This window comes from Thermogladius sp. 4427co (genome assembly GCF_051933805.1).
Lineage (GTDB): Archaea > Thermoproteota > Thermoprotei_A > Sulfolobales > Desulfurococcaceae > Thermogladius.
In genome coordinates this window covers 874089-888422 of sequence record NZ_CP196893.1, presented here as the reverse complement: position 1 = coordinate 888422, position 14334 = coordinate 874089, and the positions used below count along the sequence as shown (strand labels likewise).

15 protein-coding genes and 1 tRNA gene are annotated in these 14334 nt (G+C 43.1%); 10 read left to right on the top strand and 6 right to left on the bottom strand.

Going from position 1 to position 14334, the window contains the following annotated elements:
* Positions 1 to 21 precede the first annotated feature (21 nt).
* Both ACSU1N_RS05095 and ACSU1N_RS05090 read right to left on the bottom strand, forming a co-directional pair.
* On the bottom strand, positions 22 to 1617 hold the full coding sequence (locus ACSU1N_RS05095; protein WP_440059165.1) for an NAD(P)H-hydrate dehydratase: 1596 nt from the start codon (positions 1615 to 1617) through the stop codon (positions 22 to 24).
* Positions 1601 to 2287, bottom strand: coding sequence for a hypothetical protein (locus ACSU1N_RS05090; protein WP_440059164.1), 687 nt, complete (start codon positions 2285 to 2287; stop codon positions 1601 to 1603). Before ACSU1N_RS05090 ends, ACSU1N_RS05095 begins: the two co-directional genes overlap by 17 nt.
* A gap of 44 nt (positions 2288 to 2331) precedes the next feature.
* Between ACSU1N_RS05090 and ACSU1N_RS05085 the strand changes: the two genes are divergently transcribed.
* The 5 genes from ACSU1N_RS05085 to ACSU1N_RS05065 all read left to right on the top strand — a co-directional run bounded on the left by ACSU1N_RS05085 (position 2332) and on the right by ACSU1N_RS05065 (position 7349).
* A complete protein-coding gene (locus ACSU1N_RS05085) occupies positions 2332 to 3594 on the top strand; it encodes a hypothetical protein (RefSeq protein ID WP_440059163.1) in 1263 nt (420 codons plus the stop codon).
* A 55-nt stretch (positions 3595 to 3649) separates the two neighbouring features.
* Positions 3650 to 4447, top strand: coding sequence for a hypothetical protein (locus ACSU1N_RS05080; protein ID WP_440059162.1), 798 nt, complete (start codon positions 3650 to 3652; stop codon positions 4445 to 4447).
* Between the two features lie 52 nt (positions 4448 to 4499).
* Entirely contained in the window at positions 4500 to 5468 is a 969-nt protein-coding gene (locus tag ACSU1N_RS05075; RefSeq protein ID WP_440059161.1) for a helix-turn-helix transcriptional regulator, read from the top strand.
* Positions 5465 to 5989, top strand: a complete 525-nt coding sequence (locus ACSU1N_RS05070; protein WP_440059160.1) for a hypothetical protein — start codon at positions 5465 to 5467, stop codon at positions 5987 to 5989. The genes ACSU1N_RS05075 and ACSU1N_RS05070 overlap by 4 nt, the downstream gene beginning before the upstream one ends.
* 220 nt (positions 5990 to 6209) lie before the next feature.
* Positions 6210 to 7349: a hypothetical protein gene (locus ACSU1N_RS05065; RefSeq protein ID WP_440059159.1), complete on the top strand. Its 1140-nt coding sequence runs from the start codon at positions 6210 to 6212 to the stop codon at positions 7347 to 7349.
* On the opposite strand, the gene ACSU1N_RS05060 is transcribed toward ACSU1N_RS05065, so the two are convergent.
* Positions 7293 to 8411 (bottom strand): hypothetical protein, encoded by a 1119-nt coding sequence (locus ACSU1N_RS05060; RefSeq protein WP_440059158.1) that lies wholly within the window; start codon positions 8409 to 8411, stop codon positions 7293 to 7295. The two genes, ACSU1N_RS05065 and ACSU1N_RS05060, sit on opposite strands and share 57 nt — an antisense overlap.
* 168 nt (positions 8412 to 8579) lie before the next feature.
* On the opposite strand from ACSU1N_RS05060, the gene ACSU1N_RS05055 reads away from it, so the two are divergent.
* Both ACSU1N_RS05055 and ACSU1N_RS05050 read left to right on the top strand, forming a co-directional pair.
* Positions 8580 to 8930: a GNAT family N-acetyltransferase gene (locus ACSU1N_RS05055; RefSeq protein ID WP_440059157.1), complete on the top strand. Its 351-nt coding sequence runs from the start codon at positions 8580 to 8582 to the stop codon at positions 8928 to 8930.
* Complete coding sequence (locus ACSU1N_RS05050; protein ID WP_440059156.1) at positions 8930 to 9175, top strand: MoaD/ThiS family protein; 246 nt, start codon at positions 8930 to 8932, stop codon at positions 9173 to 9175. Before ACSU1N_RS05055 ends, ACSU1N_RS05050 begins: the two co-directional genes overlap by 1 nt.
* Here ACSU1N_RS05050 and ACSU1N_RS05045 read toward each other — a convergent pair.
* Positions 9172 to 9876 (bottom strand): hypothetical protein, encoded by a 705-nt coding sequence (locus ACSU1N_RS05045; RefSeq protein WP_440059155.1) that lies wholly within the window; start codon positions 9874 to 9876, stop codon positions 9172 to 9174. The genes ACSU1N_RS05050 and ACSU1N_RS05045 overlap by 4 nt on opposite strands.
* 120 nt (positions 9877 to 9996) lie before the next feature.
* Between ACSU1N_RS05045 and ACSU1N_RS05040 the strand changes: the two genes are divergently transcribed.
* Entirely contained in the window at positions 9997 to 10920 is a 924-nt protein-coding gene (locus ACSU1N_RS05040; protein ID WP_440059154.1) for a tetrahydromethanopterin S-methyltransferase subunit H, read from the top strand.
* On the opposite strand, the gene ACSU1N_RS05035 is transcribed toward ACSU1N_RS05040, so the two are convergent.
* Both ACSU1N_RS05035 and ACSU1N_RS05030 read right to left on the bottom strand, forming a co-directional pair.
* A complete protein-coding gene (locus tag ACSU1N_RS05035) occupies positions 10907 to 12466 on the bottom strand; it encodes an ASKHA domain-containing protein (RefSeq protein ID WP_440059153.1) in 1560 nt (519 codons plus the stop codon). The genes ACSU1N_RS05040 and ACSU1N_RS05035 overlap by 14 nt on opposite strands.
* A 30-nt stretch (positions 12467 to 12496) precedes the next feature.
* The gene (locus ACSU1N_RS05030; protein ID WP_440059152.1) at positions 12497 to 13138 is read right to left on the bottom strand and encodes a cobalamin B12-binding domain-containing protein; all 642 of its coding nucleotides are present in this window, start codon (positions 13136 to 13138) and stop codon (positions 12497 to 12499) included.
* Between the two features lie 79 nt (positions 13139 to 13217).
* Here ACSU1N_RS05030 and ACSU1N_RS05025 point away from each other — a divergent pair, with 79 nt between their 5' ends.
* Positions 13218 to 14177: a methionine synthase gene (locus tag ACSU1N_RS05025; RefSeq protein WP_440059151.1), complete on the top strand. Its 960-nt coding sequence runs from the start codon at positions 13218 to 13220 to the stop codon at positions 14175 to 14177.
* 50 nt (positions 14178 to 14227) lie between these two features.
* A tRNA-Thr gene (locus tag ACSU1N_RS05020) sits at positions 14228 to 14327 on the top strand.
* The last annotated feature ends 7 nt before the right edge of the window (positions 14328 to 14334 follow it).

Genomic DNA, 14334 nt, shown 5'->3' with positions numbered 1-14334 from the left:
CTTCTATCGGTTTAAACCTTATTATAACTCCTCCGGGAAGTATTTGCGTAAAACGTAGTCTTTATCCTTCCTCAGTATGTTTAAAGCCTTGGGCAGGTAGGTTATAACAAGGTCTGGTGTCACACCGTCTTCACCGACTTCCTCCGCTACTAGATCCCCTGCCAGACCATGGGCTAAGACCGCCATTCTGAGAGCACTACCAGGTTCGCGCAAGCCGATACCATACATAGCAGCAATAACCCCTACAAGAACGTCTCCCATACCAGCTTTAGCCATTCCAGGATTCCCTGTAACGTTTATGAAAACCCTCCCGTTAGGGAAGGATATGATACTCCTACTGCCTTTCAAAACCAGGTAGCAATTAAACTCCTTCGCGAAATCCCTCGCAACACCTATCGGGTTCTCCTCTATTTCTTTAAGCGATAGATTAGATAATCTAGAGAACTCGCCTGGGTGAGGTGTAAGTATCGTAGGAGCCTTCCTGTTCTTTAAAACCTCTATTTGCCTAGCAATAGCTGTTAAACCATCCCCATTAACTATCACGGGGATCCTAACTTCTTGTAAAAGGTCGACTACGAGATTCAGTGTCTCCTGATCCGTCGATAACCCGGGACCTACCGCGAGAATGTCTATACCGTAGCTATTAACCAGCTCGAGTATGACTCCTAGACTACTATACGCTATAGAGCCTTCACCCGTCTCATCTAGAGGGTGGTATACTATCTCGCTTGATCTAGACGCTAGAACGGGGACAATGGATTTCACAGTAGCTAGCCTAGCGTACCCCCCTCCGGACGAGAGGAATGATTGCGTAGCATAATATGGTGCGCCGTAGTAGTAGCGGGATCCTGCTACCGCCAGGTATTTGCCGAAGCTACCCTTATGCCCCCATTTCACTCTCTCGGGTATTTCGATAGGATAGTTTAATTCTGTATTGAAATCTCCTGAGTCAAGTAATTCCGGAGGGTATGATAGTCTGGAAACATATAGTTTGCCACTATAGTACCCTCCTGGATGCAGTATGTTCCCGATCTTAGGTAGCCCAAATGTAACTGTAATAGTGCTTTTAACAGCAACCCCTTCGATACGACCGTTATCAGGGTTGACGCCCGACGGTAGGTCAACGCTTATCACATGCTTCTTTGAAATGTTTATAGCCTCGATCACATTTCTCCTGTAATCCCTAACCTCCCCTCTGAGCCCGGTGCCGAAAATTCCAACGATCAAGATATCGGCCCAGTCGACTAATTTACGGAATTCGCCTAGTTTATCATCCCCGTCTATAACCGTTGTTTCAACACCTAGTTTGATCAGGCGTTCTAAATTGGTCTTCATCAACACCGAGCCTTTCGAAACGTCACCTATTACAGCCACTTTAACATCGGAGCCGGATGAGTAAAGCCTCCTACCTGCTACGAGAGCATCTCCCCCGTTGTTACCTGTTCCTGCCACTACGAGGTATTTCTTATCTAAGCCGAAGAAACGCCTAGCTACTTCGTAAACGGCTGAACCAGCATCCTCCATAAGTATTTCAGGGGATAAACCATACTTTGATTGGGCTATCTCGTCCAGGATCCTGGCTTCTAGCGAATTTATTATTTTAAAGAATTTTCTCATGGAGACCCTCTCCACGGATTTTAACAACATGTCGGAAAGGCGAGTTGTCTACGATTATTCTAAAACCCCCCTCAACCCTAATATCGCTTTTCGACACAATAATATCCCCCTTATTGCCGCGGAGGATATAGTAACCCCCGCACTCAATAGTTCTACCGCATAAACCGCTTATCACAGAGTCTAAGCCGGAGCGCAAGTATAGGCCAAACCTTACCCATGTCTCGAGATCATTGTTCTTATCGCTCGCCTCGGGCATATAATATATATTCAGCCTTGGAGAGACCATTTCTATAATCAACGGTAGAATCTCGTTTTCAGGCGTCTTCACCATTATATTAAATCCCCCGTAGAACATGGTATACACGGTTGCTTTAATCAGAGGATTTCCTATAGATCTTACATCCCCTCCTGTGGAAATAAGCCTACATGCCTCCACTGTATGACCGTGCTCGAGTCGAGAGGGGATATTACTGTACTCGTAAAACCTGTCCCCCTTCCTCAGAATAATAAACCTGTAGTTGAGTGCTGGGAGAAGGATGAAGACATCGAGAGATCCTATGCTAAAGCTATCGACTAAAAGTACGAGAGGGCAGCTGAATAGCTCGTCGTAAAACCATGGCAATAAGCATCGACCGTTCCAGATGGTTGGAACTGTTCCAATAGAAGTCATGAGCGAAGGGGTTATTTAAAACACACGCATAGGTAGAGACAGAGGTGGTTGGAGTGAAGGCTTGGAGCACGGCTCTAGCACCCATAGCACTCGTAGCCGTAATATTGCTAGGAATGCTACTAACACCTTTCGCACTAGCGCAAACACAACAGGTTACGAATACGACAACTACTAACGAGAATATTGAGGTAGAGCACGAAGAGGAGATTGATATCGCTAATGGCACAATAGCGGTTAGACCGGCTTTCAATATCACGTTCGACCAAGCACTTAAGCTAGCGTACGATGTCAGAAATGTAACATACCCGTTATTCGAGTGGGAGATAAGCCATAACGTGTCTGTAGCTAATATCACGTTAAACCTCGGCGATAGATTCCTCGAGAAAGCCCTGAATCTAAGCTCGAACAACACTAGGCTAGCGACGGTTAGTTCTATCGTAGCCGCGATACATTATAGTCACGCAGTCCCCTTAGCATACAGCGTACTAGGTAAGACCCTGGATACGTTGTTCGACCAGAATGCTACAACAGGCCAGATTACGAGCACAGTGCTAGACCTCGCGTCACAGCTAGGCAGCGTACTATCTAATGCTGTATCTATAGCTCAATCCAGGAACCTCAGTATACCAGAAGGCTTCAACAACCTGACTTCGCTAGCTGAACAACTACTCTCGTATGCTAGGTCGAACCTGTCTAGTGGAAATATTACTCTAGCGTATAGACTAGGTATTAAAGCATACCATCTCTACGTTAAAGCCTACGGACTACTGGTTACAAGCGTGTTCGTAAACGACTTATCACTACCAAGACACCTGCCTGTTGGAGAGTTCTTATTCAGAGAGAAGCTAGGACCTGAAACACTCATTAAAGTATTCGACAAGCTACCAGGCGAGTTGAAACAGGTTGTTGTAGAGAAAATCAGAATGAAAGAACTAAACGATACGGATAAGGTAGTAGAATATATTAGAGAAATCGCTCTTCAATGGAAGGTGAAAGAGAAGGCTGCCTTCGGCGAATATATCCAGAAGATAGTAGATCAAATGATCCAGCAGAAGGCTAACGAGAACAGAAATATAAGGGAGATAATTAGGTTCAGGTTCAAGAGCGAGGACGAGCTGAGAAATAACTTGACTCAGCTAATATTAAGCAGTCTCAGCCAGAATAAGACACTCAGCCAGGTGCTAGATGAAGTATCACGGTTCCTCAGTAACGTTACTAACGGGCAATTAAACCTCAAAGCCGAATTCGAGAACAAGATTGTTAAAGTCCATATCGAAATAGAAGCCCACAACGAGGAAGAAGACTAGAATCTTTAATCTTTTTATATCTCAACCCATTATTTTTTTAACCCCAGTGGTAGACATGTCTACTGATAGAGTTATTAAAGTATTTATGCTTCTCACGCTATTAACTGGTGCAGCATCCGCTCTAGTAGTAAGTGCTCAATCTATCTCATCTACGTATGTAGTGATATCCTACGACCCTTTAGCTGGGAGCGGTATCGTCTCGTATAATCTAACTTTCGACAATATGTTGACAACCCCTGTAAATCTATCCCTAGATTTGATCGCGGGGGAGAATATAACGGTTGTTAATGTAACAGCCAGCGATGGAACGCCTCTACCGTACTCTCTAAGCGGGAATACCTTAAGTATTCTCGTAAACGGCACGACGGCCGTGTCTGTCTATTACATAGTAAACAATCTGATGCCGGAACTGGTGCCGGGGAGCTACTCTATGACACTAGATTCCTCTAGACTATATGGCAATGTCAATATTGTGATCCGTGTACCCGGGCTCTACAACGTAACATGTATAGGGTCGGGCTGTTCGTTTAGAATAGATACCTCGTCGAATACTACAGAGGTTTTGATAAACCAGAAGGGTTTAGATGTAATAACTCTAACTACTCTAACAACTTCTACTCCGCAACAAACTACTACAACGCCGGCAATATATACATACACCTCCCAGCCGACAGGACTTGTTACGACAACTCCGACGTCAACGCCACAAACAGGTTTGCCACCAGGCAGTACAACCTCTATGACTAGCCCGAGCCAGCAAGGGGTTGGTGTACCGGGTCAGCTTATTATACCTGTAGCTATCATAGTTGTTCTGATAGTAGTTATTTTGGTATTGCTTTTGAGATGGAGATAGCTCTAAGAGAATTTTTATTTTTGTTATTTACTACATTATAAGAGGGGTTTAATTGGAGAACGCTAGGATTCTATTTTTGTTTATCTCGGTCTTAATAATTTTACCGGCTATAATCCAGCCGGTTTCTTCGGAATCGGTTAGCAGAGTGAGTTACAATATTGTTTATGACCCGCTTGGAAGGAGAGGATATGCTACTGTAACTATTAATGTAAATACAAACACTACATCAGAATTCTACATCCAGGTTTTCAACCCCCGCTATGGGGGTAGTTTTAATATGTTTAATTACACGACAGATAATCCTTCAGGTCTGGTTCTACCACCGTCGTTTAATGGAACCAGCGGGTTTATAGACTTCGTAGCTAATTTTTCAATGTCGATTACATTATATTTCATAGTCGAAGATCTATTTACCGAGCTTACTCCAGGAGCTTTCGATGGTATGATGGATTTTACAATGTTTCAAAATACTTCTTTCACAGCATCAATACTACTACCAGGGTACTACCAGGTAGTAGTTAGGAGAGTCGATATACCAGCCCGTGGAGCCACGGTATCATACTCTTACAACACGACCCTGATATCGTTCGATTCTCCAGGCCTTTACCATATCGTTTTAATACTGTCTTCCACAATTCCCAAGACTGTTACTGGGGAAAACCCCGGTATCGATTTGATCATTATAGCTGTATCAATAGGTGTAGCGCTAGCTATAGCCGTATTCTTCCTCTATTGGAAGTTTAGAAGGAGAGAGGTAATATTAGAGCGTGTTACACCTGGCTATCTAGAGAGCGACGATATCGTCAGAGAGATCATTCTACTATTAGGCGATGCTGGGAAAGCTGGTTTAAAACAGAGCGATATCGTTAGTATGACAGGAAGGCCTAAATCAAGTATCAGCAGGAGGGTTAAGAAACTCGTTGAAGAAGGCTATGTTAAATTAGATAGGAGGGGGAAATATAACGTTCTAGTACTCACAGAGAAAGGATTCGAATTATATAATAGGTTGAAGAAGAGATGAGCCGGCTTGAACCGATCTACGGCTACGGCTTTTTCAGAGTCGATTTAAGCGGTTTAGTAGACGAGACAATAGTCTTTCTTTACTACGACCCTGAAAGGCTCTACGCTAGGATTAGGACTAGTAAGCGGGATTTAGAGAAGGAGTTGAGAACATTAGCTGATAACATGCAATATTACCTTGACATGGAAAAAGTGTATATAAATAACCAGAGAGTATATCCAAAGGTGGAACATGTTGAGATCGGCCCGACGGTGAAAGAAGAAATCGCTTACATCGTCTATAATATCTCTTTCAAAGGTATTTTAAGGAAAGGTCTAAACACGTATGTAGATGAATATGAAGAGGAGACGAGCGAATATGAATACATAGTGTACTGGCTGTTCCCCGAAGGCTCCAGAATTGTAAGAGCGAGCCTAGACGTCCCCTACAATATAATAATGTACGGTAGAGGACTAGTATTCAAGGTTCCAAAAGGAGTGAGATTGAAAGGCAGGGAGGAAATCGTTTTTGAAATCACGTGAGCTAGGAGAATCTATTGATGTGATTTAAAAGGTCCCCCTTCAATTTACAACCCAAAACCTTGTTCTGGAGAGCGGTGGAGGAGGTTAGATCCACGGGTTTAATCGCTTATAAACGAGTTAATAATAGAATCAAATAGATGATGTAAGGGGACCTCGCGAGAGGTCCTTCCTGAGGAGTGATGTGGGGCCAAAGCGCTGATCTATAATTCCGGGTTAAATCATGTACAAATCCCGTGTTATAGACTACAGGTATTTCCCCTACCTAGTTAGCTCCGACGAGCTAGCTGAATTAACTAGGAACGTACCATTAGAAGCCCTGGTTAACAACCCTTCCTCCCCTATCAGGTCTGAATTGCTATCTAGGCTGAGGAAGATAGTTGTAGAAGGGGTTTTAGAAGAACCTAAACTATCGCTAGAACTCGAAATAGCATTATTCTACGCTATGATAGCAGTTTTAAAAAGCCTCGGGTATAAGAGGCTTTATCCTAGGATTGCCGTTGTATACTCTAAGAGTGCTTCTAATCTTCTCAAGATGGTTGACAACAATATTCTAGTAGGTATAGCTTCTAAAATAGGATTGAATACTAGGCTAGAATACCCAGCTCCTAGGATACCGATTGTTTCAAGAAAACGGAGCATCGAATTTAAATCCCTAGTATTCTCCCTAGACCTCAAGTCCTATCTTAAAATAGTGTCGCATAGGCTAGGACAAGACCCCAAATACAATATTTCGAGTAATATTGTGTATGATAAAAGGGTTTTTGTCGATAGGGATGTCTTTGTTAGGGTACTTGAAGAAGCCATATATCACTATGTAATGAGGTTGTTTGATACAATTGATACTATTGCTGTTGATGAAGAGTTGAAAAGGGATATATCCGAAATAGTAGATAAAGCCGGGATTAAACCAGAATCCGCTCCCGGCGCGCCTAGTAAAGAGACTTTCGGGAAAGGCGTGCTGATAGAAGAGGCATTCCCTCCTTGTATTAAAAGGGTATTAGACAGATTGAGAGCAGGCGAAAACCTATCCCATCCCGAGAGATTCCTCATAGCAACCTTCCTAATTAATATTGGGATGGATATAGACGCTATAGTAGACTTATTCAGGAACGCACCTGACTTCAACGAACGGATAACCCGATACCAGGTTGAACATTTAGCCGGTTTAAGAGGGAAGAAGCAGAAATATCTACCATATAATTGCGATAAGCTGAAATCTCTTTCAATATGCCCTATAGCAGAAAACTGTCAGGGCGATAATCCTTTGAGCACGTACTATAAGAATTTGAAGACTATGAAGAGCTCAAATGTATCCAGCGAGTTTCCCAGCGAAAGAGTAAGCAGCGTAGACAAGAATTAAGATGAATAAGAGTGTTAAGAATACATCTCCAATATTCACATTCGGAAGGATGAATTCCGGGCCAGAAGACCTTCCCTGACTATTATCAATGCTTGGATTGTTAGCTGATTTAACCTTTATATAAATGCTACCTTCTACATAACCGTTATAAACATAGTATGTTGTCAGACCATAGTAAGAAACCTGTGTAAATTTCAAGTTTGAATCTAGCTGCAGGAATGAAGGACCCTCAACTATTATGAAAGCACGTGTCGGGGACTTGAAGTCCAGCGATACTACTCCGCGAGTTACGTTTGAAGAATAATTGGTATTCTTGAAAGTGCTAATTCTCAGCATTATAACAGAAGTAGAATTCTCTAATGGGACCTCGTATAAAGCCCTTTTCAATATGTCTACAAAGCCGATCGTAGAATAGAGGCCGTTCAGCTGAGTCCTTATCACGTAGCTACCGTTGCTCGAGGTTACAGAGTAGACGTACGAATAGTAAAGCGGTATGCCGGAAACAGGTTCATAATAAACGTCTTTGATAACCACTATGTTCGTGTTCTCAATTGTTTTCACCTCTTTAATACTAGAATGTATTAATTCAACGTCGAATAACACAATATTCTCAATATAGCCGGTCCGATTAATACTATCCCAGAAAAAGGTACCGTTAAGGTCGTAATTCAATAGTATAGGTGGATCAAAAACGCCTACCGACACCCAGCTAGTCTCGTTTGAAGCAACTAGATCATTGATCGGTAATTGGATGCTGGGAGAAATTTGTATAGAGTCGACTCTCCTCGAAATAGACATGTTATAAAATATTACGTCGCCTACTAGGTAGAGTGTAATATTTGCTTCTATTATATAGATTGCCTTAACGTATAGGGATGAAATATTTTCCGACAATAAGCGGTTTGGTAAATAGCCGTCTCTACACGATACCTCTAGGAAGCCGGCATAATATAGTGTTAAATCATACCTACTGGGCTGCGAGATAGGCGTAGCCAGGGTATGTGGTAATATTGCTGCCAACATCACCAGGAAAAATACTTTATATAGCCGACTCTTTCCCATAGATACCAGCTTTAGCCGGTAACACACTAACTAGTAACAATATTATTAGCGGATAAAATTTAAGCATGTTTGTAAAAATTCACGGAATCGTTGTAAGCTAGATTCATAACTAAACTTTAATTAGAGCCGACTGGTAATTAGAAAACAATTGGTAACAGGGTGTATAGAATGGAGGTAAAACATACTAGTACTGTTATATACACGGTTCTACCTGATAATTCAAAGGCTTTTATCAGATATAAAGTTGAAAACAATATCATGAAACTCCTTGAAACCTATACGCCTCCCCAGCACAGAGGTAAGGGTATAGCTGGTATGCTAATGGACTATGCGATAGAGATGGCTAGGAAGAACGGATATCTGGTCGAACCGATATGCAGCTACTCAATATACTACTTTATTAAACATAAAGAGTTGAGGGATATTTTAGCGGAACCTTATAGGAGTATGAGCGATGAAGAACTGAAGAAGCTTTTTGAGAAAAGACTTGAGGAGGAAAAATCTAAAGAGGGTGAATAGTGCCTTTAATCAAATACCTCCTATGGCTTAGAGATAAAGTAGGCGTTAGTGAGGAATACAAGGAGTTTAATGAATTATCGCAGGTAATAAACTACCTGATTACAAAGCACCCTCTCCTCAGTGAACTGTATTCAAAAGATGAATTAATAATATTAATAAACGGCATCCCAGTAAACAGGGGGGCCAATGTTAAATTGAGAGAGAACGATGAAATAATCGTTCTACCGCCTGTTTCAGGAGGCTAAATACACTCTTGTAGCACAAGGTCTACGGCTCTTGAAAGATCTAGAGGCGATGAAATAATCACCCCGTCGACAATACTCCCAAGGCTTCCACATACTTGTCTAATATCAGATGGCTGGAAATAAGCCTGGCCTAGTTCTTCAAATAATCCCTTGCTCTTCTCTAGCCCTAATAGCAGGAAAGGGTATGTTTTAACACCGAAGTCTCTAGCCGTATCGGCAACCAGCTTGAGATCCCCCATTCTTCCAGGCCCGAAATGTATTACCATTATATAGTCAGGTCTCTTAGAAATACGTTGCTTTATTTTATCAAGGCCGTATCTTAAGCTTACAATAAGACCGAGCCTGATATTCTTAATCCTATTCTTAATGAATGAAAGCGTTTCTTCGGAATCCTCGTCAACTACTTTCCCGAACTCCGGTTTATCACCTTTTAGAATCGTTAGTCCCCGAAACCCGAATTCGCTAGCTGTCAAAGCCGAGGAGTAGGCGTGTAGAAGGTTTATATCGTTTAGCCGAATACTTGCGTAAACCCCGACATTATACGCTACTCTCAAATAAACCCCGGTAGATATTGCTAGTAGAGCTGGCTTGCCCGCCGGGTTTTCTGGTATGAACACATCAATGTTTTTACCAACAATTTTCCCAACTACTTTATCGACATTTTTCTTAGTAAAGCTTGGCAACTCAATTATTAACTCCAATCAACCACCCAGGAGACAAAACATTTTTAATACATCAGGTTGTAATCTTAGTAATCCATTAAGTGTTTATAAAGTGGGATGCACAATGAAGTTTATTTTAATAGCGTACACTGGGGCGTGGTGAGCCTGTTATTTAGCGAGGCAGCAAAATATTATATTGGAACTAATTGCATAGGGGGGCAGTTAGGCGAGTGCCCGACATGGCTTGTAGGCTCAATATTCTATTTAGGAGACAAGCTTCTTACTACGAGCGGGATAGATAAGAATAGTGCTAGAGAAAAAATCGAAGAAGCGAAGAAAATCTGTGAAACATACGGGCTTGTTTTCGCAATAGACCTGATAATTCCATCGCCCGAGCTATTAGATGAAATAATTACTTTCGCAGGAGAATTAGATGTGCCACTTTTCATTGACAGCCCGGACTCTGATATCAGGGCAAAGGCTTATCTCAAGACAAAGGATTATGGTTTAAACCGTATAGCCATCGCTAACGGACTATATGTTGATAGCGGTGAGAACGAGTTAAACGCTCTAGCCGAAAGCGGGATTGAAAACGTAGTTCTCATGGCGTTTGATCCTAAAGACCCGTATTCTTCAATCGAGCCCTCTAATAGGGTTATGATATTGAGGAAGTTGTTAGACACGGCTTCTAGAGCAAAGGCTAAGAACATACTAGTAGATACTGTAGTCCTAGACCCTTCTTCAATATACCTGAGCGGGGAAGCAATATATCAGATAAGGAGGGATTTCAAGCTTCCTGCTGGGAGTGCTCCAGCAAATGCCTTAGGTAATGTTAGTAAGGATAGGTTCAGTATAGAGGAAATGATCGGTATACATGGCGGGGCTGCGGCATTTCTCAGGATGGTTGGAGCCGATTTTATCATGTACGGTCCTGTCTCAAGAGTAAAATATGTTGCCCCAGTTGTAGCGATGATCGATTCTATGCTAGGCTATGGGCTGAGAAGGAGAGGGGTAAGGATAGAAGGAACACATCCTTCAAAGACCCTGCTTAGAAGAGTGCAGCAGTCTTTTACAAAGAGGTAAGTTTTAAACTATCAGCCCATATCTCCATATAGTTCTTGGTTCTCGGAAGGTCGATAAACTTAATCTTTCCCTCTACCTCCCTATAATTAACGATATAATCACCGTTCATTAACGAGACTTTCAGCCCTGGGAGAACCATATTCCCTACAGGCAATACCTTATCTTCATCTACTGAGGGTAGTAGGCCGACCTCTATCGCATCGCTTATTTTCAAATTTGCGCCGAAATTACCTGCTACAATCACATTCTTTAAATCATTGCTAGCTAACCCTGCCTCTCTAAGCAATACACGGATAGCTGATTTAACAGCTGCGATAGCTTTCTGGAGCTCCCTTATATCTGTCTGCGTTATATACAAACCTTCCGACTCGTCTATCGGGATTGCTTTCACACCGCCATGAATACTCGCTAGATTCTTGATGATCCTTCCTGTGACATCTATTATGCCATGCCTCTTAAGCTCTGAGAGAAGGGTTATAAGAGCCGGGCCTAGAATCCCCGACGGCTGACCATAGTACTTGTACTCGAAAACCGGTTTCCCTGATTCGATCTTTACCAGCCGAATATCGTATACGCCCCCTTGAAATATCATAGATCCCCTAGTTATTCCTGTTTCAAATGCTGGACCGCTCGGTGTGCTCGTAGCATATATCACACCACTATCCACAATGAATACCTCGGCACATGTACCTAGGTCAATTAGGAGATATGGTGTATCCAGGTTCAGCTCAAGCGAAGCTATTAGGTCAGCATAGGCATCCCCGCCGAGAAACCCTTCGATCATAGGTAGACCTATTACAGGCATGTCTCCGATATATGTCGCCACCGGGCCTTTAACAGGCGGGTTAAAAGGGTACTCTGCTAGACTCTCCAGCGGGAGGTTGAAGAAGATTGATTCCATTACGCTATTACCGGCTACGAGGGCTGCTTCAGCTCCATGTCTAGTAGCAATATCCTTGACGAGGTCTCTAAGCCTCGAACTCATCTCCTCCCTTACAGAGTCTTTCTCCAAGGCTTTAGTCAATCTAGTTATAATATCGGAGCCGTACTCCATCAGAGGGGTGAAGACAGCATCTTCGTATAGGGTGCTCCCATCATATTTAACCACCTGGTAAGCCGTCTTAGTAGTCCCAATATCTACTAGCAGAAACCTCCCGGCTATAGTTTTGACTCCCAGCCTATACCCGGGTATTTCAATAAATCCTTCTCCAAGAGATTTAAGTAACGGGTTGAGCACACGAGGAGTAATATCTAGAGTCTCACGCTTTACAGGCTTCGAGATCCCTGGCATTAACTCTATTTTCACATCCGAGTAGACCCGGGTCTGGCAAGCCAGCCTGATCGATCCAGTGTATCCGAACATTCTCTCGTATTTAGAAGGGGGTGAGACCTCTCCTTCTATAATCCTAATACGGCATAGTCCGCAAATCCCTCTCCCACCGCATGGTAGTGGTATCAGCCTTTCTCTAGCTAGAATATCCCCTAGGTTATCCCCTGCAGAGCCTTTGAGCACCTTGTCCCCTATATACACTTTTATCTCGACCATTCCCCCACCTGCTAATAGACCTAGGGGACACTAGCTAATTAGCGACTCGATCAATTTAACTGCTTCAATAGCGTTAGGAGCCCAACCATCAGCCCCTATCTCGCGCGCGAACTGGGGGGTTGTAGCAGCTCCTCCTACAACAATTTTAACCTTCTGTCTCAAGCCTTTTTTCTCAAGTTCCTCGATTACAACCCTCATATACCTCGCAGTAGTCGTCAGGAGCGCGCTCATCCCTAGTACATCCGGCTTATACTTCTCGACTGCTTCAACGAATTTCTCCGCAGGGACATCAACACCAAGGTCTATGACTTCATGCCCAGCCGCCTGAAGCATTATTGCGACAAGAGTCTTACCGATATCGTGGACATCCCCCTTGACAGTACCTAGGACTATCCTAGCTCTTTTGAAAGCTTTCTCCCTTGAACCCTCTTCTCTTAGTTTAGGCTCGAGGATCTTCATAGCCTCCTTGAAAATACTAGCAGCTTCGATAAGTTCTGCTATAAAATAGTCGCCGTTCTCGTACAGTCTACCTATTTCCTCCATAGCCCTACTCATAGCATCCAAAACTATCTGTGAGGCTGGGATGCCTTCGTTCAAAGCCTTAACTACGTTGCTGAGAACACACTCTTTATTTAGCTCGACAAGGCATTTATTAATCGTATCGAGAAGCATGTTTCTAGACCATCACGCTATAGCTTTATTAAATTATAATGCACACCATTTAGCTATATTAGTGTTAGGGTGGCCTAGATTGAGGACTAGCCACGTCGGTAGCTTTCCCCTCGAATATTCTATTGAGAACATTAGACGTATAGCACACGATTTGCGCATGATAGGTATTGATGTACCACCCTACCCACAATTGAGAAACTTCGTAGATATCTACATGGAATACCTGATCAGGGAGGGTGTAGTTGGGAAAAAGAATGAGAACTACTACGCTGAAAAACCCATGGAAAACAGAATAATGGAGTTCAACGATAAGATTCCCGAGGCAGAATTCTTTGCAGAACACGCTAGGAGCCTAGGGGTTAGAGACCTAAGGGCTCCTGTTACAGGACCTTTCACACTAGCTAGTAAAGTCTATCTAAGGGAGTCGGGTGGTCTGGAGGCGACAGGTGTGAGCAGTAAACCGGTTGTTGAATTCTTCGCTTACTACGTTAATTCGATCCTCCGCTACATGGAAAAAACAGGATATAGTTATTTGTTCATCGACGAACCAGTTCTCGGCGTATTAGTAGGTTCTAGGAGAATACTCTTCGGGTGGAGCGAGGAGGAATTGATAGATATTGTATCAACATCGTTCAAAGGGCTAGGCGGTGTACACGGGATACACGTATGCGGGAGGATTAGCCCGAGACTCGTCGAGATACTGTCTTCGAACCCATATATCCAGATCCTGAATTTCGAATTCCACGATACACCCGAGAACATAGATGTTATCTCCTCTAGAATATTAAAAGATAAGGTGCTAGCACCGGGCGTAGCTAGTAGTAAGAAACCTGTTATCGAAGAAGTTAACGAGATCCTAAGCCTATTGAAACAGGTTTATGATAGAGTAGGCGGCAGGATCGACCTGGTATCGGCAGACTGCGGTTTCGGAGGCTTAGCATCTCCTTCTGGTTCTAGAGAGGAGGCTTATAGTATAGCCATCCAGAAACTTGCTAATATCAAGAAGGCTGTAGAATTGCTTTCTAATACCCGGGGATAGAATATATTGAAATTTATAAGACTCTATCCTATTCTGAATTTATGATAGATGCCGCCGTAGCTCAGCCCGGTAGAGCGCCGGCCTTGTAAGCCCCTTGATTACCAAGGCCCGGGTAGCCGGTGGTCGCGGGTTCAAGTCCCGCCGGCGGCTTCGACCG